This is a genomic window from Herpetosiphon llansteffanensis, from assembly GCF_003205875.1.
GTDB classification, from domain to species: domain Bacteria; phylum Chloroflexota; class Chloroflexia; order Chloroflexales; family Herpetosiphonaceae; genus Herpetosiphon; species Herpetosiphon llansteffanensis.
The window spans coordinates 1-24547 of the sequence record NZ_PUBZ01000124.1; the positions used below are offsets into that span (position 1 = coordinate 1).

At 50.5% G+C, this 24547-nt stretch carries 24 protein-coding genes; 18 read left to right on the forward strand and 6 right to left on the reverse strand.

All coding sequences use genetic code 11. The annotated features are described in order from the left end of the window. Window positions 1-401: 401 nt before the first annotated feature. Together C5S61_RS19695 and C5S61_RS19700 are read left to right on the forward strand one after the other, a co-directional pair. Entirely contained in the window at window positions 402-941 is a 540-nt protein-coding gene (locus tag C5S61_RS19695; RefSeq protein WP_164689662.1) for a GNAT family N-acetyltransferase, read from the forward strand. A 650-nt stretch (window positions 942-1591) separates the two neighbouring features. After that, the gene (locus C5S61_RS19700) at window positions 1592-2212 is read left to right on the forward strand and encodes a hypothetical protein (protein WP_110517786.1); all 621 of its coding nucleotides are present in this window, start codon (window positions 1592-1594) and stop codon (window positions 2210-2212) included. On the opposite strand, the gene C5S61_RS19705 is transcribed toward C5S61_RS19700, so the two are convergent. Next, window positions 2204-2647: an NUDIX hydrolase gene (locus C5S61_RS19705; protein ID WP_110517788.1), complete on the reverse strand. Its 444-nt coding sequence runs from the start codon at window positions 2645-2647 to the stop codon at window positions 2204-2206. The two genes, C5S61_RS19700 and C5S61_RS19705, sit on opposite strands and share 9 nt — an antisense overlap. A gap of 360 nt (window positions 2648-3007) precedes the next feature. On the opposite strand from C5S61_RS19705, the gene C5S61_RS19710 reads away from it, so the two are divergent. From C5S61_RS19710 to C5S61_RS19720, 3 genes are read left to right on the forward strand one after another with little or no spacing between them, the layout of a single operon-like run. Beyond that, a complete protein-coding gene (locus tag C5S61_RS19710; protein WP_110517790.1) occupies window positions 3008-4639 on the forward strand; it encodes an amidohydrolase in 1632 nt (543 codons plus the stop codon). After that, window positions 4627-5289 carry a hypothetical protein gene (locus C5S61_RS19715; RefSeq protein WP_110517792.1) on the forward strand — a complete coding sequence of 221 codons (663 nt, stop codon included), beginning with the start codon at window positions 4627-4629 and terminating at the stop codon, window positions 5287-5289. Before C5S61_RS19710 ends, C5S61_RS19715 begins: the two co-directional genes overlap by 13 nt. 9 nt (window positions 5290-5298) lie before the next feature. Then, a complete protein-coding gene (locus tag C5S61_RS19720) occupies window positions 5299-6501 on the forward strand; it encodes an ABC transporter permease (RefSeq protein ID WP_110517794.1) in 1203 nt (400 codons plus the stop codon). Here C5S61_RS19720 and C5S61_RS19725 read toward each other — a convergent pair. Continuing rightward, window positions 6498-7451 carry an STAS domain-containing protein gene (locus tag C5S61_RS19725; RefSeq protein WP_110517795.1) on the reverse strand — a complete coding sequence of 318 codons (954 nt, stop codon included), beginning with the start codon at window positions 7449-7451 and terminating at the stop codon, window positions 6498-6500. The two genes, C5S61_RS19720 and C5S61_RS19725, sit on opposite strands and share 4 nt — an antisense overlap. 297 nt (window positions 7452-7748) lie before the next feature. Next, on the reverse strand, window positions 7749-8855 hold the full coding sequence (gene ribD, locus C5S61_RS19730) for a bifunctional diaminohydroxyphosphoribosylaminopyrimidine deaminase/5-amino-6-(5-phosphoribosylamino)uracil reductase RibD (RefSeq protein WP_205701436.1): 1107 nt from the start codon (window positions 8853-8855) through the stop codon (window positions 7749-7751). Window positions 8856-8976: 121 nt separating this feature from the next. On the opposite strand from ribD, the gene C5S61_RS19735 reads away from it, so the two are divergent. Continuing rightward, window positions 8977-10401, forward strand: a complete 1425-nt coding sequence (locus C5S61_RS19735; protein WP_110517799.1) for a GH1 family beta-glucosidase — start codon at window positions 8977-8979, stop codon at window positions 10399-10401. A gap of 335 nt (window positions 10402-10736) precedes the next feature. Next, on the forward strand, window positions 10737-12308 hold the full coding sequence (locus C5S61_RS19740) for an STAS domain-containing protein (RefSeq protein ID WP_110517801.1): 1572 nt from the start codon (window positions 10737-10739) through the stop codon (window positions 12306-12308). Between the two features lie 225 nt (window positions 12309-12533). On the opposite strand, the gene C5S61_RS19745 is transcribed toward C5S61_RS19740, so the two are convergent. Beyond that, on the reverse strand, window positions 12534-13646 hold the full coding sequence (locus C5S61_RS19745; protein ID WP_205701437.1) for a winged helix DNA-binding domain-containing protein: 1113 nt from the start codon (window positions 13644-13646) through the stop codon (window positions 12534-12536). Between the two features lie 133 nt (window positions 13647-13779). Here C5S61_RS19745 and C5S61_RS19750 point away from each other — a divergent pair, with 133 nt between their 5' ends. The 9 genes from C5S61_RS19750 (at window position 13780) to C5S61_RS19785 (ending at window position 21361) form a co-directional block, all read left to right on the forward strand. Then, on the forward strand, window positions 13780-14940 hold the full coding sequence (locus C5S61_RS19750; RefSeq protein WP_110517805.1) for a TolB-like translocation protein: 1161 nt from the start codon (window positions 13780-13782) through the stop codon (window positions 14938-14940). A 109-nt stretch (window positions 14941-15049) separates the two neighbouring features. Next, window positions 15050-15214 carry a zinc ribbon-containing protein gene (locus C5S61_RS26920; protein ID WP_164689665.1) on the forward strand — a complete coding sequence of 55 codons (165 nt, stop codon included), beginning with the start codon at window positions 15050-15052 and terminating at the stop codon, window positions 15212-15214. A 75-nt stretch (window positions 15215-15289) separates the two neighbouring features. Beyond that, the gene (locus C5S61_RS19755) at window positions 15290-15817 is read left to right on the forward strand and encodes a ribonuclease FAU-1 family protein (protein ID WP_110517807.1); all 528 of its coding nucleotides are present in this window, start codon (window positions 15290-15292) and stop codon (window positions 15815-15817) included. 154 nt (window positions 15818-15971) lie between these two features. Continuing rightward, entirely contained in the window at window positions 15972-16439 is a 468-nt protein-coding gene (greA, locus tag C5S61_RS19760) for a transcription elongation factor GreA (RefSeq protein ID WP_110517809.1), read from the forward strand. A gap of 192 nt (window positions 16440-16631) precedes the next feature. Then, on the forward strand, window positions 16632-18110 hold the full coding sequence (gene lysS, locus C5S61_RS19765) for a lysine--tRNA ligase (RefSeq protein ID WP_110517811.1): 1479 nt from the start codon (window positions 16632-16634) through the stop codon (window positions 18108-18110). Between the two features lie 161 nt (window positions 18111-18271). Beyond that, entirely contained in the window at window positions 18272-18487 is a 216-nt protein-coding gene (locus C5S61_RS19770) for a hypothetical protein (protein ID WP_054533102.1), read from the forward strand. Between the two features lie 50 nt (window positions 18488-18537). Continuing rightward, the gene (locus C5S61_RS19775; protein WP_164689666.1) at window positions 18538-18939 is read left to right on the forward strand and encodes a type II toxin-antitoxin system death-on-curing family toxin; all 402 of its coding nucleotides are present in this window, start codon (window positions 18538-18540) and stop codon (window positions 18937-18939) included. A 128-nt stretch (window positions 18940-19067) separates the two neighbouring features. After that, the gene (locus C5S61_RS19780) at window positions 19068-20117 is read left to right on the forward strand and encodes an NAD-dependent epimerase/dehydratase family protein (RefSeq protein ID WP_110517815.1); all 1050 of its coding nucleotides are present in this window, start codon (window positions 19068-19070) and stop codon (window positions 20115-20117) included. Beyond that, window positions 20114-21361: a lysophospholipid acyltransferase family protein gene (locus tag C5S61_RS19785; protein ID WP_110517817.1), complete on the forward strand. Its 1248-nt coding sequence runs from the start codon at window positions 20114-20116 to the stop codon at window positions 21359-21361. The genes C5S61_RS19780 and C5S61_RS19785 overlap by 4 nt, the downstream gene beginning before the upstream one ends. 53 nt (window positions 21362-21414) lie before the next feature. On the opposite strand, the gene C5S61_RS19790 is transcribed toward C5S61_RS19785, so the two are convergent. Next, the gene (locus C5S61_RS19790; RefSeq protein WP_110517819.1) at window positions 21415-22449 is read right to left on the reverse strand and encodes a hypothetical protein; all 1035 of its coding nucleotides are present in this window, start codon (window positions 22447-22449) and stop codon (window positions 21415-21417) included. Between the two features lie 223 nt (window positions 22450-22672). Here C5S61_RS19790 and C5S61_RS19795 point away from each other — a divergent pair, with 223 nt between their 5' ends. After that, window positions 22673-23098: an FBP domain-containing protein gene (locus tag C5S61_RS19795; RefSeq protein ID WP_164689668.1), complete on the forward strand. Its 426-nt coding sequence runs from the start codon at window positions 22673-22675 to the stop codon at window positions 23096-23098. On the opposite strand, the gene C5S61_RS19800 is transcribed toward C5S61_RS19795, so the two are convergent. After that, a complete protein-coding gene (locus C5S61_RS19800; protein ID WP_205701438.1) occupies window positions 23095-23691 on the reverse strand; it encodes a TetR/AcrR family transcriptional regulator in 597 nt (198 codons plus the stop codon). The two genes, C5S61_RS19795 and C5S61_RS19800, sit on opposite strands and share 4 nt — an antisense overlap. Before the next feature lie 216 nt (window positions 23692-23907). Between C5S61_RS19800 and C5S61_RS19805 the strand changes: the two genes are divergently transcribed. Further along, entirely contained in the window at window positions 23908-24486 is a 579-nt protein-coding gene (locus tag C5S61_RS19805; protein WP_110517823.1) for an NADPH-dependent FMN reductase, read from the forward strand. Window positions 24487-24547 lie beyond the last annotated feature (61 nt).

The following is a 24547-nucleotide window of genomic DNA, read 5'->3' on the forward strand; positions in this document are numbered from 1 at the left end:
TTTTTTTTCAAGCAGAAGAGGGGATACGAGATGAGCGCTCGAGTCGTGGGGGCGGAGAGGTGTATAAAAGAGACAGGGGGGAGGTTTTAACGCAGCGGCGCAGAGTAAACGAGGCTATGGGCTAGAGGCTTTTGGCTATGGATGTTGGGTTAGGAAGAAGATAATCCTAAAAATCTGTGCTAATCTGTGGCTAAAAAACATAGCCTTCGTGCTCTTCGCGGTTTCAATCCTGTGTGGATCAATTTATTTAACGCAGAGGCGCAGAGAACCCATGGCTATGGGCTTTTGGCTTTGGGCTAACACAAACTGAATCACAATAATCTGTGTCAATCTGTGGCTAAAAAAACATAGCCTTCGTGCACTTTGTGCGCTTCGTGGATCAATTAGAAAGGATACCAAACGTGCTAAAAGGTAAGCTCGTGACCTTGCGAGCAACGGAACGAGAAGATCTCAAACGCTTGCATGAACTAGAGCGCAATGTTGAACTAGTGCTGCATGCCGCCGCCAGCTGGGAGCCAATGTCGTTGGCAAGCATTGAAAAGCAGTTCGAGCGTTCGCTCGAAAAGGGCAATGGCTGGATGGCCATTGAAGCCGATGGCGTGGTGATTGGTTCGATTGGCTTGCTCAACCCTAACCGCCACCATCAAAGCAGCGAATTTGGTGTTTTTATTTATGATCATGAGTATGTTGGCAAAGGCTATGGCAGCGATGCAATTCAGGTATTTTTGGATTGGACGTTTCGCATCCAAAATTATCGCCGCATCTGGTTAACCGTTGCTTCGAGTAATCCACGCGCCATTGCCGCCTATAAAAAATGCGGTTTTAGCTACGAAAGTGCGTTGCGCGAACAGCTGTATAGCGATGGCCAGTATGTCGATCTGATTCATATGGGCATGTTGCGCTCAGAATGGGAAAGTAAGAACATAGAACAAAGAGCATAGAACAGAGAAAAGGCAGAAGTCAAAAGTCAAAAGTCAAAAGCCCAGAGACTTCGCGATCTTCGCGGTTATAACGCCTTCATAGCTCGGGTTTTAACGCAGAGGCGCAGAGAATCCATGGCTATGGGCTAGAGGCTTTTGGCTATGAGCATTGGGTTAGGAAAAACATAATCATACCCATCTGTGCTAATCTGTGGCGAAAAAACTAATCTTCGCGTCCTTCGCGGTTTCAAGTTTCGTGGAGCAATGTATTAACGCAGCAGCGCAGAGGAACCGAAGGATGAAGGATGAGGGATGAGGGATGAAGAGCAGCGAACGTATGGCTGAAGGCTATGGGCGAGCAAGAACCCAATCCTAAAAATCTGTGCCAATCTGTGGCTAAAAAACTAATCTTCGCGCTCTTCGCGTCCTTCGCGGTTTCAACACAAGCCGCATCCCAAATTGTCCGATAGCCAAAAGCCCATAGACAATAGCCCTTCGCGTCCTTCGCGGTTACCTTGCTAGCCATAAAAGTTAACACAACGCTGCTAATTATGATCTTGCAATGCAACAATCGCTCGCGTACCATACGTCATAGCACTATCAGCAATCAATGCTCCGCGCTACCTAATTGCATCAGCACCTGGAATTGGATTTGCCGAAAGGATCGGGCTATGGAATGTTTTGAGTGTGGTCAAACCGTTAATCTCAGTTTGCGCTATTGTTTGCATTGTGGCGTAGACCTTGAGGCCATGTATGCGGCTCCACCAACCATGCCCATGGATAAACTGCCCCCAATGCCCTTGTTTATGCAAGCAGCACCTCAGCCAGTGATTGCGGCGGCTGCTCGCGTTCAACCCATCAGCCAACCGCAAATCAACTTCCAATTACCAGTAATCGAGCAATTACGCGCCAATATCAAAGACCCCAATTTCTTGATGCAAGTAATTTATTTTGTGTTTATTGGCTTCTGGAGCAGCCAAATGTGGTTGGTGGCAACCTGGATTTGTGCCTTATTTGGATTAAATATTAGCCAGCCAATGCTCAACTATTTGCCGACGATTACGTTTTTGAGCATACCCCACACCGAAGGGCTGATTACCAGCCTGCGCAAGGAATTGCCACGTGGGCTATGTTTGCTGTATGGCATTTGCGTTGGCTGGTATCTCAGCATGCTGTGGATGCAGCTGATCTGGCTAGCAACCGTGAGTGTGGTTGGCTTGCCATTGGCCCAAAAAATGGGGCGCGTATTGCCCAGTGTGATGTGGCTCAAGCCCTTGCCGAATCTAGACTAAGCGATTGGAACGCCAGATTGTATTGACGACTTCAAGCACGCTGCGCTCACGCGGAAAACTGATCTGCTCTAAAGCATCGGGGAGCAAAAACCACTTGGCATCGTCGATTTCTGAAAGTTGTGGTTTAAGATAGCCGCCAGTACAGCGAAACAGAAAAAACTCAACCCATTTATGCACAAAATGGCTCTCAACCCGAAACCAATATTGAATTGCCGAAAGCGAGCAGACAATTTCGCCCCGTAAGCCAGTTTCTTCGTTGATTTCACGGCGGGCTGCTTGGGCAAAGGTCTCGCGGCCCTCACGATGGCCTTTTGGCAAACCCCAGCGTGTGCTGTTGTGCGTCGCAATCAGTACAACCTCTGGCACATCGTCCATCCAGCGATAGCAAACACCACCGGCTGAATAAGCAATACGACTTTTGCGACTCTGGCTCATTCATGCCTCCATCAGGTATCACGATGCGAGCCGCCCAAGGGCCGCCCGCATCATTCATTCAACACTCATACGAATGCTGAACAAGTATTCGATTATGCTTGCTTCATCATATCACGAGACAGCGTGATCCTCGGCAAGCAGCATCAAATTGCTTGGGATACCCAAATCCCTAGCGCGCAGAACGCCGTTTAAAGAAATAGGCCAAACCTGCGAGTGCTAAGGCTGCCAAGGCGCTTTTTTTATGTCGTACCATAATTGTTACTCCTTATAATCAAAATGAAATCCTACAACTCTATAAGCAGGATATATGCCATGTTTTTGTTACAATAGGGAGCAGTCTTTGTTACTGGGAGAACAACCATGGCCCGTGATCGTTTGTTCGCTGGGGGCGCAATTTGGACGCTCGACCCAACAGTGGGCGTGGCCGAAGCAATTGCTTTGCGCGCTGGCAAGGTCGTGGCGGTTGGCACGAACGCCGAAGTTCGGGCTGCGCTTCATGCAGATTATGAGTATATCGATTTGGCTGGGCGGAGCGTGATACCTGGCCTTTGCGATGCGCATATTCACTTGCTTTGGAGCGCACTGCTGGCCGATCAAATCGATTTGCAAGAAGTAGCGTCGTTCGAGCAAGCGCTTGAGATTATTCGCCAGCACGCAGAACGCTTGCCCGCAGACGCATGGGTACTTGGCTCTGGCTGGGATCATAGCCTGTGGCAGCGCGATTGGCCAACCGCAAGCGAGCTTGATCAGGTGACTGGTGGTCGTCCGGCCTTTATTACGCGCAAGGATTTACACTCTGCTTGGGTTAATAACGCGGCACTCAATCGCGCCAACATCAGCAAATTCAGCAGCGACCCCGATGGCGGGAGTATTGGCCGCGATGCTGCTGGCGAGCCAAATGGTATGCTGTTTGAAAATGGCCAATTGGCGGTGAAAGCGTGCATTCCCGAGCCAAGTACTGCCCAAAAAGAGACCAGCATTCAAGCCTTTATCAAACGTATGCACCAACGTGGCATCACCAGTATCCACGTGCCTGAAGGCCCAGATTGTTTTGCTGCGGTGCAAACGCTGTATGGCCGTGGCGCGCTTGAAATGCGCATTTTGCACCACTTGCGCATGGATTTGCTCGATCATGCGGTTGCGATGGGGCTTAAATCGGGCTTGGGTGATGCTTGGTTGCGCTTTGGCAACTTGAAAATATTTAGCGATGGCTCGCTTGGCTCAGCCACAGCGCATATGCTTGAGCCATTTGATAATTTGCCAGCCAACGCGCCGCATCCCTATGGCATTCCCATGCACGATCGCGAGGAGCTTTTTGCTACGATCGATCGGGCGATTGCCAATGATATTAGTGTGATTGTGCATGCCATCGGCGATGCTGCCAATCGCACGGTGCTGGATGCAATTGAGGCGGCGCTCAAGGCCAATCCTGAAACGTTGCAGCCAAGCCTTGGCAAGGGTGCGCTGGCGGCGCGCATTCCCAATCGCATTGAGCATGCCCAATTATTACACCCTGCTGATATTCGGCGTTTTGGCCAACTGGGCGTGGTTGCTTCGATGCAGCCAATTCATGCCACCAGCGATATTAGTGTGGCTGATCGTTTTTGGGGCCAGCGTTCACAGTCGGCTTACGCTTGGCGCAGTTTGCAGGCCAGCGGCGCAATTTTGGCCTTTGGCTCCGATGCACCAGTCGAATCGTGGGACCCATGGGCGGGAATCCATGCCGCCGTTACGCGCCAACGCCCAGACGGTTCGCCCGCTACTGGCTGGTATCCAGAACAACGTTTGAGCCTCGAAGAAGCCTTGTGGGCCTACACAGTTGGCCCTGCAATTACCTCAGGCGAACAAGCTTTGAAGGGCAGTTTGAGCGTTGGCAAAGTTGCTGATTTGGTGATTCTTGAGCAGGATTTAGCGCAGGTTGCGCCCCAGCAATTGGCCAAGGTTCAGGTTGCGCAAACGATTATCGAGGGACAAACTGTATGGGAAGGTTAATCATCATCCTTGCCTTGCTGGCAAGTTTGGTTGGGTGTGCCGAACAAAACGATACGCCAACGACGGTGAGCTTTGCAACCATCGCACCAACGGCTGCCCAAGCCAGCCCAAGCGCCAATGTTGCTGTGGCGACAATAGCGCCAACCAGCGAACCAACGGCAACAGCACCAGTTTCGTTTACATTTAGCACCTATCGCGATCCACGCGGCGTTTTTGCGATCGATGTGCCCAGCAATTGGCGCACTGAAGCGCTTAAAAGTGGCATTGGAATCAGCAGTTTTGCCTATAATGCTAGCGTGGTGGTGACGATTTCGTTTAGTTGGCAAGCCACGCAGCTTGATTCAACCAAAGCTGCCGAGATCGTCGAAATGGTTAAATCGCAGACCTTCGCAACCTATCTCACGCGCGATGTGCAGTTGGATAGCACCAGCGAAGGTGCAAGCTATCGTTTAGAAGGCACGGCTAGCTTGAACACCCAACCAATGTATGTACGCTTTGAGCTAAGCCAAACTGCGGGCGGCAGCATTATGTTGCAATCGTGGCTTGTGCCGCAAGATTTATGGCCCGAGGTCGAAACGACGTTTTACGCCCCAATGCAACAAAGCTTGAGCATCGACGATGAAGCTGCCGCCGCATTGGCGCAAGAATAAGGGATCGGGATGAGCAAAATCTGGACAATTGCCCGCCATGAATATTTGACCCATCTGCGCCGTCGCGGTTTTTTGATCTCGACCTTTGGCATGCCAATCATGTTGGTGCTCCTGTTCGTTGTTGTAGTGGTTGTGTTGCTGCTCTCATCGCAAGTTAAAGCGATTGGCTATGTCGATCAAAGCGGCTTAACTACAGGCTTGCAACCAGAAATTGCCTGGCGCAGCAATTTGGGCGATGTTCAAATTCGCCAATATGCCAACTTAGACGAAGCCAAAACTGCGCTCCAAACAGAATCGATCGATGCAGCCTTCGTCGTGCCAAGCGATTTTTTGGCGAAAGGCACGATTGAGGGCTATGCGCTTGAAGCCTTGCCACAACTGGCCGAAAGCCAGTTTAGTGCGTTTCTCAAGGCCGTGTTGGCAGCCCAACTGCGCGACGAGCCAGATGTGGTATTTCAGCCAATTCGCAAGCTCGATAGCATTGTGCTTGATGCACCACCAGCAGAGGCGCGCCGTTCTGGCTTATCGATTGCCGTGCCAATTTTCTTCGGGATTTTGCTGCTTGGCTCGACATTTGGCAGTGGCTCGTACCTGATGATGGCCTTGATCGAAGAAAAAGAGCAGCGGATTATGGAAATTCTGGCCAGTTCGCTCTCGACCTACCAAATTATGACGGGCAAGATTTTGGGTTTGGGAGCCTTGGCGCTGACCCAATTGAGCATCTGGGCCAGCGGCGGCTTGGTATTATTGGGCTTTGCAGCAGCCCAATTCGATCTGATTGGCGAGCAGGGCATTAGCATCGGCGTGATCGTGCTGGCGTTTATGCTGTTTTTTCCAAGCTACTTTATTATTGCCGCCACGCTGAGCGCAATCGGTGCAGCAGTTACCAGCGCCCAGCAAGGCCAGCAACTAACCGGCATCGTGACCCTCTTGTGTACAATGCCATTGTGGTTTATCGCGGTGCTGAGCAATAATCCCAATGGCGGTTTAGCACTGGGCTTTAATATCTTTCCCTATACCGCGCCAATTACCCTGCTGCAACGGGTGATGAGTGGCAGCGTGCCCGTTTGGCAGCAAATCGCGACCGTGCTGTGGCTGTGGCTGATGGCGGCGTTAATCACCCGTTTTGCTGGGCGCGTCGTGCGCATTGGCTTGTTGCGCTATCGCCAAAGTTTGCGCATCCGCGACCTGTTTCAGCTTGGCAAGCTTTAAAGTTTAGCGGCAATTTGCAAAGCGGCATACGGCGTTGGCGCAGTTCGCACCAACCCCAAATCGATTCGTTGGCGCACTAAGGTTGTCGCCAAATCAGCGCTAATACCACTGAGAATCACCGAACTGCCCAATAAGCGAATGGCGCTGGCCAAACGCAGCAATTGTTGGGCAGTTTGTTCATTAACCTCGCTCAAGCTCGTAATATCCAAAATAATGGCTTTAGCGCGGCCTTGATTGACTGCCGCCAAAATCCGATCGGTCAGTTGGGCCGCCCGTTGAGCATCAACATAGCCAATGATCGGCGCAAGCAACACATGCTCGTCAACTTCAACAATCGGGGTTTCGAGCGCAGCCACGGTTGCCAACAAGCGTTGTTGCTCAGCAGATTGCGACTCCAGACGATTAGCTCGCTCTTCTGCTTCTTGGGCATAGCGTTGGGCCGAGCCATGCTCATTTTGGATCAAGGCCAGCGCCTCGGTGTTGGCGCGTTGAGTTTGCTCCAAAATCAAGCGCCCCAGCCACAAACAGCCAGCAATAAAGGCATAGCAAATTGCATAATCGACTTTAAGATAGGGCGTGTCGCTATCGGCCCGCAACCATGTGATCAGCATCGCAGCTAGTGCTGTGAGAATCGTCGTGCGCGAATCGGTAATGACAAAGGCAATTGCCATCGGCGCAAGCAACACTGGCGAGAAATAAATATCCTTGGCGGGATCGATCAGCAATAAAACGGTAATTGCGGTTGCCACGACAAGGCTGGCATGCGCCACCCAAGCCCAATTACGCCACGCTCCATAGGCCAAGCCAAGGGTTAAAATTGGCAATATGCCTAAGCCAATTAATACTTCCGGCGCGCCATCATTAAAGATTAAATAGACAAATCCCAACATGCTCATAAGCGCTTCAAAGAGCAGCAGGGTTAACAGGGCAAAACGTTGAGTAAGACGCATGCTGGTTCCTTTTGTGTGTATTAAACTTCGTCTATTTTAGCAGGATTAGGCTGATTCTCAGGGTGATTTTTCGCCCCCTCCAAGGTGAACATTGTTTTACATTATAGCTAGGTTAAGCAGGGACAAGCAGCCACAGCAAAATCATAGCTCCAAGGTTCACATTGCTTTACATGCTGGCTAGGTTGAGCAGGGACAAGCAGCCACAGCAAAATCATAGCTCCAAGATTCACATTGCTTTACATGCTGGCTAGATTGAGTAGGGACAAGCAGCAACAAAATCACAGCTCCAAGATTACATTATTCTAGCTGCTGGTTTGGATAAGCAGTGAGCCATACATCAGCACCATACTGCTCGCTGGCGCTTAATTGCCACAACTGGGCCTCGCTCATGCGCGCAATCCCCACGCCACCAACTGGGCTGGGCGCAACGCCGCCAATAATTTTGGGCGCAACCACAACCTGCAATTTTTGCACTGCCTGCGCCGCCAAAAAAGCTGCAATCGTTTCGCCACCACCCTCAACCAGCAACGAACTAACGCCACGCTGGCCCAGTTCAGTCAACAAAGCGCCAAGCATAATCCGCCCTTCAGGATTACTTGGCAACTCCAGAATTTCGGCGTTGCTGATGCTAGCCCGCCATTCTGCACTTGCAGCGGCAGTTGTCGCAATAATGGTCGTGCCAGGAACGGTATCTGCCAACATCGCCGCGCTCGCAGGCATACGGCCACGCGCATCGAGCACAATTCGCAGCGGGTGTTGCACTGGTCGCCAATGCTCCTCCAAGCGTGTCGTCAGCAGCGGATCGTCGGCAAGCACCGTGTTGATGCCCACCAAAATCGCATCGGTTTGGTCGCGCAAGCGATGCACCTTTTGGCGTGAAGCTGGGCCGCTGATCCAACGCGCATCGCCTGTGCGGGTGGCAATTTTGCCATCAAGGCTCATGGCATATTTAACCGTTACAAATGGCTGTTTGGTCACTATCCAATGCCGAAAGGCCTCAGTTTGCGCAATGGCCGCAGCTTCGGCAGCCTGATCAAAGCGCGCCTGAATGCCTGCTGCCTGCAACACGCTCGCTGCATCGTGCTCAAAACGTGGGTTGGGATCGCGTGCGGCAATCACGACCTCACGAATACCTGCGGTGATAATCGCATCGGTGCAGGGCGGTGTGCGGCCCCAAATTGTGCATGGCTCAAGCGTAACATACAGCGTTGCGCCATGCGCCTGATCGCCAGCCTCGCGCAAGGCCATGATTTCGGCATGAGCCTGGCCCGGCGGTTGCGTATAGCCACGCCCAATAATCTGCCCAGCCTGCACAACCACCGCGCCCACCGCCGGATTGGGACTGGTACGGCCTAAGGCCAGATTGGCTTGCTCCAGCGCTGCCTGCATAAAATATTGTTCCATCAGCATGCTCATTTCAATCAGCAATTCAGCCGTATAATACAGGCGGTTTTGTGATTACAGCAATCAAACGTCATGAGACCGATTTCACACATTACAGTAATTCATGGGCAAAGGAGACCACATGACCACTGTTGAAAAGCATTTTCCTAGCGATTTTATCTGGGGCACGGCAACCTCATCATATCAAATTGAAGGAGCTGTGCACGAAGATGGCCGTGGGGAATCAATTTGGGATAGATTTAGCCATACTCCAGGCAAAACCAAATTTGGCCAAACCGGCGATATTGCCTGCGATCACTACCATCGCTACCCAGAAGATTTAGATTTGATGCGTGAGCTTGGGCTAGCCAGCTATCGTTTCTCGATTGCATGGCCACGCATTTTCCCAGAAGGCAAGGGCAAAATCAACCAAGCAGGGCTTGATTTTTACAAACGCATCATCGAAGGCCTGCACCAACGCCAGCTTACGCCCATGGCCACGCTCTACCACTGGGATTTGCCCCAAGCCCTGCAAGATGCTGGCGGCTGGATGAACCGCGATACGGCCTTGCGCTTTGCAGAATATGCCGAAGCCATGTATCGCCAATTAGGCACGAGCGTACCGTTGTGGATTACCCACAACGAGCCGTGGGTTGCGGCATTTGTTGGCCACTTGCAAGGCCGTCATGCACCTGGCATCAAAGATTTGCCAAGTGCCGTCAAAGCCTCGCATCATCTGCTTTACTCGCATGGCTTGGCAACCCAATTATTCCGCGACCACAAAGTAGCAGGCCAAATTGGCATCACGCTTAATTTGACCCCTGCCTACCCAACCCACGATACGCCAGAAGATCAAGCCGCTGCATGGCGCAACGATGGCTATGGCAATCGCTGGTTCCTCGACCCCATTTTCCGTGGCAGCTATCCCGCCGATATTGTCGAATGGTTCAGCCAACACCATCGGCTTGAAATGGATTATGTGCAGGCTGGCGATTTGGCCGTCATCCAACAGCCACTTGATTTCTTGGGGATTAACTATTACTTCCCGAATCGTATTTCGGCGGCAGACGAGAGCAAATTTTTGGCGCTTACTACGAGTCCAGCAATTGGCGAAACCAGTTTTCGCGGCTGGGAAGTTGTGCCCGCCGCCTTTGCCGATTTGCTCAAACGCGTGCAGCGCGATTATGGCGACACGCCAATTTATATCACCGAAAATGGCAGCGCCTTCGCCGACCTCAAACGGGCCGATGATGGCTCGGTCAATGATGGCGATCGGCTGAGTTATTTGCACACCCACTTGGAAGCTGTAGCCGATGCAATTGATGCTGGCGTGCCAGTCAAAGGCTACTATGCCTGGTCGATGCTCGACAACTACGAATGGGCCGAGGGCTACGACGAGCGCTTTGGCATTATCGAAGTCGATTTTGCCACCCAAAAGCGCACGCCCAAACGCACCGCCCGTTGGTATCAACAGATTGTGGCCAACAATGGCTTGCCCAGCTTGCCCAGTGAATTAGAGGCACTCGCTACTCGCTACCGCAATTGCCCAATTGGCCCGCAGGAATAAACTTTAGAAGCCCCCCGCAACTTCAATCCCCTCGCCTGCATGCAGTGGGCGAGGGGATTTTTCGCAATTAGCCAAAATCAGCCACTATCAAGCCCCGCAAAGCATAAAATTGCTTGCTAGCAAGCCCAAAATTAATAGCCTAGCTATATTGCTAGCTAGGCTATTTACTGCTACACTAGACCAATCTTTTGGCACAGGTACACGCTGGAAATTCTTCAAAAAACACCATTGGTTGCAAGCCTAAGGCTAGGTCGATCTGGCAAGCGCAGCGCATGGTGTTTGGTAAATCAGCCATGAATGTGGTTTTGGCCATGGCCTGATGGATAGGAAACACTATGCGAGCACGTGTTCGTCGTCGAGTTACGTGGATCATTACGCTCTCTGCATTGCTGCCATTGCTTAGTGTTTGGGTATTGGTGTTGGTGATTAGCTATCGCGCCGAACAAGAATCGGCTGAGCGCCAACAAATTGCCTTAACTGATTTGGCTGCCGAAGATTTTCGCCGCTTTTTATTCAACACCACGATTGAACTGCAAGATATTGCCGAAAATATCGCCCGCGAATCTGATCCGCAAACAATCAGCGCTCAACAGCTTGCCACAATTGGCCTGTTTCGTTCAAGTTTTGTTGAAGTCGCGATTTATAGCGCCGATGGGCAACGCCGCATTGCTAGCTCGCGATTTGGTGAACCAACCTTACCAAGCTCGCTCAATGGCTCACAACTTTTGGCCGATCTCAGCACGCGGCGGGTATCATTTGCCGATCCAACAGCATTCAGTGGTAGTATCGACCGTAAATTAGCGCCGCAGGAAGTGCCACGCTTTCGGGTCGCCACCCAATTGCTTAGCTCAAGCAATCAAGTGTTATTCTTGGTTGCCGATGTCAGCATGCAACGCATCTGGACCAGCACAACCCGCATTGAGACCGCTGCCGAAATGCGAGTTTTAATTTTGACCGAGCAAGGCAATTTGATTAGCGCAGCCAAAATCGAATCCTTGGTCGAACATCCCACCATGCGCGACCTGCCGCTCTTAAACCAAGCAACCGCCGTTGCAACTTATCAAAGCGTTTTTGGCGAAGAAGTGCTTGGCGTGCGCACTGCAATTGAGCCAGTTGATTGGATTTTGGTCGTCGAGCGGCCATTAGAGGTCATTTATGCCAATGTTGGCAGGCTGGCAGTGAGTTTATTACTCGTGATCTTCATTGCAGCGCCGATTGTGATTGCAGTTGGCTGGTATGTTGGTAAACGAATTGCTGGCCCGATTCAAAAACTTTACGCTGGCGTAACCGGATTTAGCCAAAATCCCACTACGTTTGAGCCAGTAGTCCTCGATACACGTGATGAACTGGCCAGCCTTGCAGGAGCCTTCAATACCATGGCCAGCGGATTAAACGCCTCCCAAACACGCTTGGCCAACCTCAACGAAGAACTTGAAGCCCAAGTCGTTAGCCGTACCAGCGAATTGCACACGGCCTTGGCCGAAGTCCAAGCCCAAAATCAAGCCCAAGAACGCTTGCTCGACACCGTGCGCCGCTTGAGCATGCCCAGCATTCCCATTACCAAACATATGGTTGTGATGCCCTTGGTTGGCGAATTTAGCGCCGACCGCGCTGGCGATATTAGCAGCACCTTGCTGATTGCAATTGAGCAAGAACGCGCCAAAGTCGTGATTCTCGATATTACCGGCGTGCCAGTCGTCGATAACTATGTGGCGCGAGCACTGCTGGAGGCGGCCCAAGCCGCGCGTTTATTGGGAGCGCAGGTTATTTTGGCGGGCATTCGCCCAGATATGGCCGAAACTTTAGTCAATTTGCATATCGATCTGCGGACAATCGAAAGTGCGGCAACCTTGGAACAAGCCTTCAAACGCGGTATGCACTATCTACAAATCAACCGACTTGCCTAAAACCACAAACGGCTCAATTGAGCCGTCTGTAGAAGAGAAAGAGTGTGTGTGAGGAGGAAGGATTTGAATGTAGTATCCAACCACCAACTTACGAGCATACTAACGATCATGCTCGGTGCTAGTCCTATTGTTTGGTTAGGCCATGATTGACTAATAATCAACCCCAAAAAACTCAACTCTGCGGCTCTGCGTTAACGTTATCTGCCAACGCTTATGTTCTTTGTTCTATGCGCTCGGTTCTTCAAAACGAATAATTGGCTCATTGGTGTTGGTGGCAAAGTGCAGCAAACTGGCTGCTTCATGCTCCAACGCTTGGCGCTCGGCCTTGGCAATTGGCTCGAACAGCTGCAAGTGCAGGCTGGATTCTGGCTGCTTTATTTTCCACATGCCCACCACAAAGCCATCAACCAAAATCGCCCCGGGAATAAGGCCATTGCTGGTAAAAAGGCGTTGGCGATAGGTTTCGCTCAAAATTCGGCTGCGATCGGCGTGCGCTAACAAAATATTGTCAAATTCGGCGAGTAGTCGTGGCGGCGCTGGGGTTTCTGGGTCTGGGCGTGGCGCATGAACCAAATCGTACAATTCGCGGCCTTGCTCATCGCAGAAACAGACCAATTCTGCTTGCAGTTGCTTGAAAACCACGCTCAACCGAGTCAACCCCGACCATGCTTGCATATCGTTGATGCTGGCTGGCCCAAATACCGCCAAGTAGCGCCGCACCAACTGCGCCAAATCTGGCATGGTCGCTAATGGCCGACCCAACCAATGCTCAGCAGTCGTATGCGCCGCTGGCCCGCTCGTAGCCCATAAACCACGCGGTGGCACTTGCACCAACGCCAACCATGTGCGCAAGGCTTGGGCCAATGCTGCCGCCGGATAATCGGGCCAGCGTTCGTGCAGCAAGCTACCAAGCGCTTGAAAGGTTTGCGGCTGGGCTTCAACCAAACGCCGTCCATACTCAATCACTGCTGGTTTGTCAATACCAGGCAGTTGCTTGCCAAAATTGGATTGAAAGCCACGCTCCAAAACTGGTTGCAACAATGGCCGCAGGTTAAGGCAATCGCTGGCACTCACCAAATGAATTGTCGAACGCAGCAGCGCAATCCGCACAACTTGGCGCTGTTCAAACAGATCAGATAATTGCTGCTGCGCAAAATTATGCAAGCGTGACCATAACCCAAAATAGGGTGGATTTGGAGCTTGGGCTTGCATCCCAATCAGCTCATCAATCAAGCCTAAAACTGAGCCATGCACCCGCTGTAACAAATGTTGACGCGCCAATAACGCCCGATTCAAGGCGCGTTGACTTAAAAGTTGATGTTGCAATCGCTTGGCCATTGTCAATCCTATTCCCCAAATACACGATTTCAGTAGTCTATCAGAAGCAGTTCACAGCCTGATCATTCAAGCGCTGGAATCTTTTTACTAGGCTATACACCGATCCAAATTAATCATAATGCGAAAGGTCTGTATGCGCCGCACTATTATTATCACGCTGCTTTTAGCGTTCTGGGTTGGCTGTAGCTCAAATCAAGCCCAACCAACCATACTAGCAACTGCAACCATGCCCCAGCCCACTGCCACCAGCGTTAACAACCCAAATCCTGAAAATCTAACCAACGTGATTCTCAACATCGTGAATACTGATCGAACAGCGGTTGAGCTGCATGTAATTGACAATACAGGTCAAGCTAGCTTAAAACGAAGCCTTGCATGCTCCAAAACTCCGTGTGAGCAAACCCAAATCCATGCGATTCCCAACCAACCAGCAATCGCTTTGGTCGTTGGCGATAGTGGTTCTGGTGGCGAACTCTATCAAATCGAGTATACAAACTGGCAAGCAACAAAACTTGCCGACCAAGTGGACAAACAGAGCATCGCAATTACGCCAGATGGCACCAAAATGGCCTTTTTACGCTTGCGCACCGATACAACAGCCCCAGTCGCTTTAGGCTCGATTTGGGTTTACGATTTCGCTGCTCAAAGCACAAGTCAAATTACTGAATGGGCTGCATTTTATGCCGATTTGATCTGGCTTGATAACCAGCAACTGCTTTTTAGTCGCGCCAATCGTGGCACGCCGCCCACCGATTGGCATACGTGGTTACTCGATCTCAATGATCTTGAACAGCCTCAAGAACTGAGTGCAGGTCGCGTTCAAGCAATCATTGGCGATCAACACATTTTTATCGAGCATGAGCAGGCGCGAACTGGCGATCTTAATCCATTAATTCAGCTTGAGCGCTATGATCTTGAGTCAGGCCTAAGCACGCCAATTAGCGATTGGTACGATCGCTATAGTCAAACCCTCAAAATCAAATCGGCTCCCAATCATCAAAAAGCTGCTTTAGTTGCTGGTGGCGAGCCAGAAATGCTGGGCATGACCACACCGCCCCAATTAGGCGTTGAACTAACAATGCTCCAGGCTGCTGATTCTAGCAGCCAAGCATTCTTTGTGAACTGCACCGAATGTTACCCAAGCTGGAGCAGCAAGAGCCAAACAATGCTCTTTTTTGATGCCAACAGCGAGCAATTCGTGCTAGTCAATGCCACAACAGGAATAATCAGCCACCAAAGCTTGCCCACAGCATTTTATCCACATCCTGGCACCATGTTAATTATCGATAACTGATCCCGCTGTCATCAAGCTGTCATCTGCAAGGCTCGTCATGGCAGGGAATGGCTGCTAAGCTAGCTAGTAGCAAAAGCAAATCCAATTCTCGCCATTCAAGGAGCCAGCAATGAAATTTATCAATATCAAAAATCACGAAGATGTCAGCGATTTTGCCGATACCGCCGTCGAATGCAAGCACTGCAAACATCAAATGCGCATCTCTGGCCCGCTGCCCAAAAATGCCAAATGCAGCGCCTGCGGCTCCACCAACCTCGTGCGCAAAGCCAAATAAATAGCCACTACCGCTTGAATGACACGCTATGATTATTGCAAGCATAGCGTGTTTTGATTTTAGGAGGCTGGCCCGATGGCGTTTGATGCATATCCAAAGCTAGCGATTCATGGCTTCAAATGGCCAAAACGCCCAACGGCGCAGGCGACTGGCTATCTGCTTGGCGCTGATGAATTTGGCCATTGGCTCGGGATTGCCGCAGGTAGTCGCTGGCAGGCGAGCAATGGTCAACAAGGCACGTTTGAACAAGCGTTTGTTAAATTAATTCCCGCAAATGCCTATTGGTCGGCATGTTTTAATCTCAGTGGCAAGCTGATCGATGTTGATATTGTGCTGCCACATCAGTGGAATGATCAACGGGTCGAGGAAGTTGATTTAGAAATTGATCTGCTGAAAATGGCCGATGGCCGCATCGAAATTCGCGATCAAGCAGAATTTGCCGCAGTTTGTCAACGCTGGCCAATGCCTGCGAGTTTAATCGAACGAGTGCATACGACAACTGCTCAGATCTATCAGCAATTAGCTACCGGGATCGAACCATTTAAGACTGTTGGAACGCTGCGTTTAGCCCAATTTTTGCAGCAATCTGCTGCTGAAAAATAAATGCTCGTTCAAAAATTCTAACACTTTCATGGCTAGACAAGGGTGATTGAATACCGTATAATGGCTAACACGTTCACGTGAGCAATCGCGTGGGCGTTTCTTTTGACTGAGAGTCCTCTCGGTTTTTTTTCATTCCATAATCGAGGCAAGTACTATGACCGATAAGCCGTTTTATCTGACTAAAGAGGGTCGCGCAAAACTGGAAGCGGAAATTGAGGAACTCGAAACGACTGGCCGTATGGAAGTTGCCGAGCGGATTCGTCAAGCCAAAGAACTTGGCGATATTTCCGAAAGCGGCGAGTACGAAGATGCCAAAAATAAACAGGCTTTCCTCGAAGGGCGCATCCGCGAAATTCGCAACATCTTAAACAACGCCCAGATGATTGAAGAAGATGGTGATAATCGCGAAGTACGGCTCGGATCATCGGTCACGATTCGCTATGAAGACGGCGAAGAAGAAGAATGGATGATTGTCGGTGCCGCCGAAGCCAGTCCGCGCGATGGTAAAATCTCCAATGAATCGCCCATTGGCAGTTCTTTGATGGGTAAACGCGCCCGCCAAAAGGCCACTGCTAGCACCCCCAGCGGTATTATGAAAATGACGGTTGTCAAAATTCGCTAGCACATCCCCCCACTCAATTCAGTGTGTGAAAAGCCGCAGGCGCACTGGAAAGTGCGCCTTTCGGATTAATCGCCGTGTTCTCGGCTATAATAGCCGACAGGATTTAAGCAAGTAGGCCTTGCAGCACAGCCATTTTTGTGAGCATTTCAACGGGCTGCGCTGACGCGCTTTACGCTACTATTGAGATTAGGCATGGAATTAAACGATTTACAACAGACACGTTATGGTAAATTGCAAGCGCTCCAAGCAGCTGGCATTGATCCATATCCAGCTCGCGTGCCCCAACGCACTCATACCTTAACTGCCTTGCGCGAGCAGTTCGACGCACTCGCCGAGGCTGGCACAATCGTCACCATCATGGGGCGGCTGCGCCAACGACGGGTTATGGGCAAATCGGCCTTTGCCCACTTAAACGATGACCATGGCGCGTTCCAAGTTTTTCTGAGCAAAGCCGATGTTGGCGATGAGCCATTCAAGCACTTTGTTGATCTAACTGACCTTGGCGATATTATTGCCGTGACTGGCACGCTCTTCACCACCAAAATGGGCGAGCCAAGCGTGCACGTCACCAGCTGGACGATGCTGAGCAAAGCAATCACGCCGCCACCAGATAAGCGCGAAGGCCAATTTAGCGACCAAGAAGCCCGTCAGCGCCAGCGTTATGTTGACTTAGCAGCCAACCCCGAGGTGCGCGAAACCTTCCGCATTCGGGCACGCTTGATCACGGCCATGCGCCAGTATCTCGATCAACGCGGCTTTTTAGAAGTTGAAACGCCAGTTTTGCAGGCGATTTATGGTGGCGCTGCGGCCCGCCCATTCACTACCCATCACAATCAGTTGCACCAAGATTTGTATCTGCGGATCGCCACTGAATTGTATTTGAAGCGCTTAATTGTCGGCGGCTTTGATGGCGTGTATGAAATTGGCAAAAACTTCCGCAACGAGGGCGTTGATCGCACCCACAACCCAGAATTCACCATGCTTGAGGTCTATCAAGCCTACGGCGATTACGAATCGATTATGCAATTGACCGAGGGCATGATTCGCTTTGCTGCTGAACAAATTTTCAACAGCACCAGCATCGAATATCAAGGCCAGCAAATCGAGCTTGGTGGCTCGTGGCAGCGCATCACCATGCGCGATGCAATTTTCGATAAAACTGGGGTTGATATTCGCGAGTGCCGCGAATTTGATACACTATGGGAAGCGATTCGCGAAGCTGGCCTGAAAATTGAGCGCAAGCCAACCTGGGCCAAGCAAGTCGATGAGTTATTCAGTGAGTTTGTTGAGCCTGAGCTGATTCAGCCAACCTTCATCACCGAATACCCACAGCCGCTTTCGCCCTTGGCCAAGCGCAAAGTCGATGACCCACAGTTTGTCGAGCGCTTTGAGCTGTTTATGCTTGGCGCTGAAATTGCCAATGCCTTTAGCGAATTAAATGATCCCTTCGATCAAGAGCAACGCTTCTTGGAGCAAGGCCGCGATTATGCTGCTGGCGACGACGAAGCCATGCAAATGGACGAAGATTTCCTTGAGGCGCTGCGGGTTGGCATGCCGCCAACCGGTGGCTTGGGCATTGGGATCGATCGGCTTTGTCTGTTGTTTACCAATCAAACAACCATTCGCGAAGTAATTTTCTTCCCGCACTTGCGCAAGCAGGGCGAGGAGTAAGAACTGGGGATTGGGGGTTGGCGGTTGGGGATTGGTACGTTTCGATGAAACGACCAAGTTTGAGCATTCATACGCCATGATCATAGCTAAAACGCTGTGATCATAAAGCTCATCCGTCCCGATCCCCAGCCCCCAACAACCAGATAAAAAGGACTTAACCTATGCCACGTTCATTAGTTATCGAGCGGGAAAATCTGCCGACCGTCGTTCAAGGCTGGCTCGATGCCATTGGCCTTGAGCATCACGATACCGTTGAATTAGTCTTTACTGAGGGCGAATTGGTGTTGCGCCGCCCACTCAGCCCAGAATTGCGGGCTTGGGCCAAGGGCGTTGTCGATGCCTACGATCGCGAATTTCAATCGTTAATTGGCCTCTAACCTAAGCAAAGCACAGCTTGTGGCTTGCTTACTTACCAATGAAGTGGCATATGCAGTATTTAAAACGCGAAGATATTTTGGATATTCACGGCTATTTGGTCGAACGCTTTGGTGGTCGGCTGGGCTTAAACAGCCTTGATCGGCTGATTGGCCTCGTGGTAAGCCAAACCCAAACCTGTTTTGGCGAGGAATTGTACCCCGATTTACCAGCCAAAATTGCAGCCTTGAGTTACACATTAATTAAAAATCGCCCATTTCGCTCGGGCAATAGCGCAACCGCGCTTTTGGTCAGCTTGCGTTTAGCCCAAATCAACGATCAAACCATTGACGATATTGAAGGCTTGAGCCATGAACTGGCTGCTGCCGCGCGTTCAGAACGCAGCCAAGAGCAGCTGCTACAATGGTTCAACGATCATCTCATTCCTGGCACGTTGAGCATCCAACCACGCTAGGGTCACGCAGTTTTTCTTGCCGAGGAGCCACGTTTTTTTGCATAGAGCCTCACCCACGTTCGCTGCCACGCTCTATGTGCTCACCACGGTTGTGCTCGCATTTGGCTTTTTTTGGATAAGGAGCTTTTGTGGAACGACGCACAGTGCTGATCACAGGGGCTGCTGGTCGCTGGGGACGGCGATTAGCCCGCCAACTGGCTAAATTTCCAATTGTGCGCGTAATTGGGCTGGATATTTCACCCCCAGAACGCCCAATCGATGGCGTTGAATATATCCAGGCCGATCTACGTAATCCATTGCTGGTCGAATTGCTCCGCACGGAGAAGGTCGAAGGCATTTTACACATGGTCTTTACCTCTGGGTTATCCGGTGGTCAAGGCCTGCTTTCGCCAGAAGATGCCTTTCAAACCAATGTGATGGGCGCGATGGAAGTGTTGGCGGCGGCAAACGCTGCTGAAGTCAAACAGGTAGTTATCAAAAGCACAACCATGGTTTACGGCGCACACGTCGATAACCCATTGTATTTGCACGAAAATGCGCCATTACGCGGCATTGATGGTAAGCCGTTGCTGCGCCATCGCTACGAAATCGAGCGCTTTATTGCCGATTTTCGCCGCAATCACGCCATGAATATTGCGGTGCTGCGCTTCCCGGGCATCGTCGGAGCCAGCGGCGCATCATCAACCATGCGCTACCTTGGTCAGCCAACGCCGCCAACCTTGCTGGGCTTCGATCCATTAATGCAAATTGTCCACGAAGCTGATGTGATTGGCTCGTTATTACACGCTCTGGTTGCTGAGGCCAATGGGGTTTTCAACGTAGCTGCCGATGGCGTGATGCCACTGAGCCAAATGATTCGGCGGGTTGGCCGCCAGCCACTGCCAATTTTCCACCCCTTCGCCTATGCAGCCGAGCGCTTTAGCCTCGTGCGCAACAATCGGCTGGCCAAGCAAATTATGCCTTTTGAATTAGATTATTTGCGTTTTCCATGGGTTGCGGATACCACTGCTATGCGCGGCGAATTAAATTATGAGCCACGCCATACTGCCGAGGAAGCGCTCGAAGCGTTCCGTAGCTCGCTGCGCTTGCAAAGCTATAGCGATTTGCTGCCCAAACGCAAAGCCTACGATGGAATCCAAGCCTTTTTGAATCGTCGCCGTCAGGAGGATGAAGCATGAGCGATCAACCAAAGAAACGTGGCCGTCGCGCTGCTAGCGCTACTGACGAAACTGAACAGCAAATTCCAATTGTTGATGCCAAAGCAGCTGAAGCAATCAACGAAGCTGAACCCGCCGATGAACATGAAGTTGCAGCAGAAGCCCCAATTGAAGTGATTAATCTTGAGGGCGATTTGCGGCGTAGCAGCCAAACCCGTATCGATTCGTTGCTCTCGGCCTTGGAATCGGAAATTCGCGCCATGCCGCCATCGGAAGATGAACGCGAAGGCGCAATCGCCGAAGTGATTCACTTAATTCGCGAATCGCTGACTCGCTGGCCCAAAAAAGTCATCGAAATGGCGGTCAACACGCTCAAAGCCAATATCAACAGCGATTATCTTGATGCCGATTTCTGGAAGGGCATTGGCTTGGTGCTGCGCTATCAGCTTGATGCCAACGCCGATATGGTCAAGCGACGCTGGCGTGGCGATTACGCAGTCGATGAATTTGGGCTCGATTACGAATTGCTCGATTTGGCCAAACCGCTCTTGTTGTTTATGTACCGAAAATATTGGCGCGTCGAAGCAATTGGCCTCGAAAACGTGCCCGATTCTGGCCGTGCCTTGTTGGTCTGCAACCATTCTGGCGTGTTGCCATGGGATGGGGCGATGGTCGGCGCGGCCTTGAATTTCGAGCATGAAGCTGGCCGTGTGTTGCGCAATTTGCACCTCAGCTGGTTCTCATCGCTGCCGTTTATCTCGCCATTGCTCAGCCGTTTAGGCCAAGTACAAGCCTTGCCAGCCAATGCAGAAGCTCTCCTAGAGCGCGATGAGTTGGTTGGGGTTTTTCCAGAGGGCTTGAAGGGCGTTGGTAAATTGTATAAAGATCGCTATCGCTTGGCGCGCTTTGGGCGCGGCGGCTTTGTCAAAGTAGCGGTCAAAACAGGTGCGCCAATTATCCCAGTTTCGATCATCGGCGGCGAGGAAATTCACCCGCACTTGCATAATGCCAAGGGCTTTGCCAAACTCTTAGGCTTTCCCTACTTCCCAATTACGCCGACCTTCCCATGGTTCGGGCCATTGGGCCTAATTCCGCTACCAACCAAGTGGACAATCGTCTTTGGTGAGCCAATCGACACCGAGCAATATGGCGCGAAGGGCGCAGAAGATCCCTTATTAATTTCGCAGTTGACCGAGCAAGTACGCACCACAATTCAAAATACCTTGCTTGATAAACTCAAAGATCGCTCGAATATTTTTGTTTAGGCTCGGTTGAAATGCCAAGCCCTGTGTGAAAGCAGGGCTTGTTGCATTTAAGATTATGGCTGCGGACATGGAGATGGTGCAACCGAGTCTATCTGGACAATTAAGACATCATCTTGCCAATAATGATGGAAATGCCAATCACAAATCTGGTTTAAAAAACGCCAGCTAATCGTTGCACCAACACTTGGAGTTGCAATTTGAGCGTTATTACTTAGTTGTTCTAATACACTACTTAGTAAGCTACTTTGTTCAAGCAAGAAAGCAGTATCCATATCATCGGATACAGTTACCTCTAAAGTATATTTAAGCGAATCAAGTTTATAGAAACATGCGGTTCCATCAACAATTGCCGTAGTTTTAACCGATATTGGAAGCTCCCATTCCGCAAAAGCTGTGTTGATGATAGCGTCTTGACGAGCTTGCAAACGCTGATTAATAAAAACTGAATCCTCAAAACACTGGTAAATTGGGGCATTAAGCACATCTGGTTTTGGAATAGACGATTCTATCGCTTCGGTGTTGGTACAAAGATCCGAAAGCGGCAAGCCTAAGAGTATAACAAAGCGTTCTGCCTGCATTGGATGCCACACACGCTCACCATCATGGCTCACATAATCATAGCCCCATGAACAGCCATAAGCAGCAAATTTCCAAGTAATAACGAGGGTATTAATCTTAACATCGAATGCTGGATATTGTTGCAAGTCAAACACCAGCGACTGAATTGTATGGGCCATTTGCTCTAATGTAGCTCGCTCAGCTTGCTCAGATACATCCAGCGAAAAATGATAATTAATAGCTCCAACCTGAGGCTCACAATTTGAACCTGTCAACACCACCATTGTGCGGGCTTGGCCGCTTAATTCAGTTTGTTTAAAAGCTGATTGAACCAATGCTTCTTCATCAGGCAACAATTCTTGATCTGGCCATTGCACTGGTCTACACGCATCCAGCGTGGCTGTTTGGGTTGGCACAGGAACGAGGGTTGGTTGGAGTAATGGTTGCGGAGTTGGCACAGAATTAACGCAGCCTCTAGTCAACATCAAAATCAAGCCTAATCGGCCTATGTGCATAAATCTGGCTAGCATAACGGCTCCTTCAATCAGAAATCAATTCATCGCAATGCAAGCAGTTTAGCAAGGCTAAATGGCTATAAAATGTTCAAGCTAGGCGTAGATGAGATCCATTTATTGAGCAGATTGAGATTGGTCATTCCAATGATTGAAGCCAAAACACTGCTTTAGACCTAAACAATCAGCCCGAATGTTGCATACAATTGATCATGGCAAACCTTGTTTGGAGCAAACAACCATGGATCAAGCAGATCAACCAGCGCTCGTTTTCGAGCGCTCACTCTTGCGCAAACTGTTTCGCAAAGCAGAAAACTACGAGCTGCCACTCGATATTACGCTCTCGCAGCATGGGTTTTACCACTGGCTGGCCGAGCGTACCAACCGCATTTATTTTGTGTGGCACGATGGCAGCCAAGCACGAGGGATTGTGTTCAACATGTCGGCGCACGCAGGCAAGCCATTTCGCCAACGCCAATGCGATTTATGTGCCCAGTTTGTTGAAGTTGGCGATATGATTTCGGTGCGCAGCCTTCGCGGTCGCCAAGATGGCGAATATCAAGCCACCTACAGCTATATTTGCGCTGACCTAGAAGAATGTCGGGGGTTTGCGATTCCGGCTCAGCAGCTAAGCCACTTTATCAATAAACATCGGCCCAAAGCCTAGCGTTCATGCATAAATTTACGCACCATAGCGCTAATCAAGGGAATCACTTGATGGCCAAAGGTCGCTGGGGCTTGGGTTCGCGCTCGGGTTTTCCATTCTTGGGCTGCCCCATACAACGCCCAACTCACCAAGGCTGCGCTCAGTTCGAGTGGCTGATAGCGCAGCACTTGGGCGGGAATATGCTTGCTAAACCACGCCTGAATATGCTTGCACACTTGGGCCTTTATCTGCACTTCAATCACTGCCTCAAAGGTTGAAAAGGTATCTTGGCACTCAGAGCCATTAAACATTGTCAGCTGATCAGTAATCGCCAAAAACAGTCGCTCCAAATAAACTTCTGGGTCATCAAGCGGCCCGACAACCCAGCGTTGCAACGTATCGGCAAACAAAATCGCCATAATTGCATCTAAAATTGCATGTTTATCGGGAAAATGGGCATAAAACGTCGCCCGATTAACCCCAGCCTCACGCGCAAGATCACGCACCGTAATCTCATCGAACGATTTTTGCTGCATAAGCTGATTAAACGCATCGATCAAGCGTTGACGAGTGCGCGTAATCCGTGGGTCAATTGAAACATTCGCAGGTATCAAAGTGCTTCCAATTTTTCAACTAAACAACACTTGTAGCTTTTTGTTGGTTGACGCAGGATTTTTAGCCATTTATCATACACATGTTGTTTAGATAGTGCAGGCTTGGTATTACGAAGCGTTGCGCGGCAACCAATTAGGATGGTAGCACGGCGCTGGTTCATCGGCAAGCCACAGCTAAACCAAAAATCATTATGTAAATCTTAGAAGGAGTGTTCAATGACCACACCACGGATCGCGATCATCATTAGCAGTACCCGCCAAGCTCGCTTGGGCGAAAAAGTTGCTCAATGGGTGTTGGAGCATTCCAAAGAACAAACCGATTTAGCTTTTGAACTGGTTGATTTGCGCGAAGTGAATTTGCCATTTTTCGATGAAGTTGCCTCGAATGCTTGGGCACCTTCAACCAGCGAAGCCGCCCAAGCCTGGCAAAAAACCGTCGCGAGCTTCGATGGCTTTATTTTCGTTACCGCCGAATATAACCACAGCATCACTGCTGCCTTGAAAAACGCGCTTGATTATGCCTCGCCAGAATGGAATAAAAAGCCTGCTGCTGCCGTTGGTTACGGCGGAGTTGGCGGCGCTCGCGCCGTCGAACACCTGCGCGGGATCGCGGTTGAGTTGCAAATGGCTCCAACCCGCACCGCAGTGCATATTGGCGGAGCCGACTTCTTTGGCGTTTGGCAACAAGGCGTGGCGCTCAACGATCTTCCACATCTCTTGCCAACCCTCAAAACCTTGTTCGAAGAATTAGCTTGGTGGACGAAAGCCCTCAAAACTGCCCGCGAACAAGCTTAATTAACGCTTCTTGCGCTGGCAAGCATATTACGGTTTGCCAGCGCTTACTTGAGAAAAGATT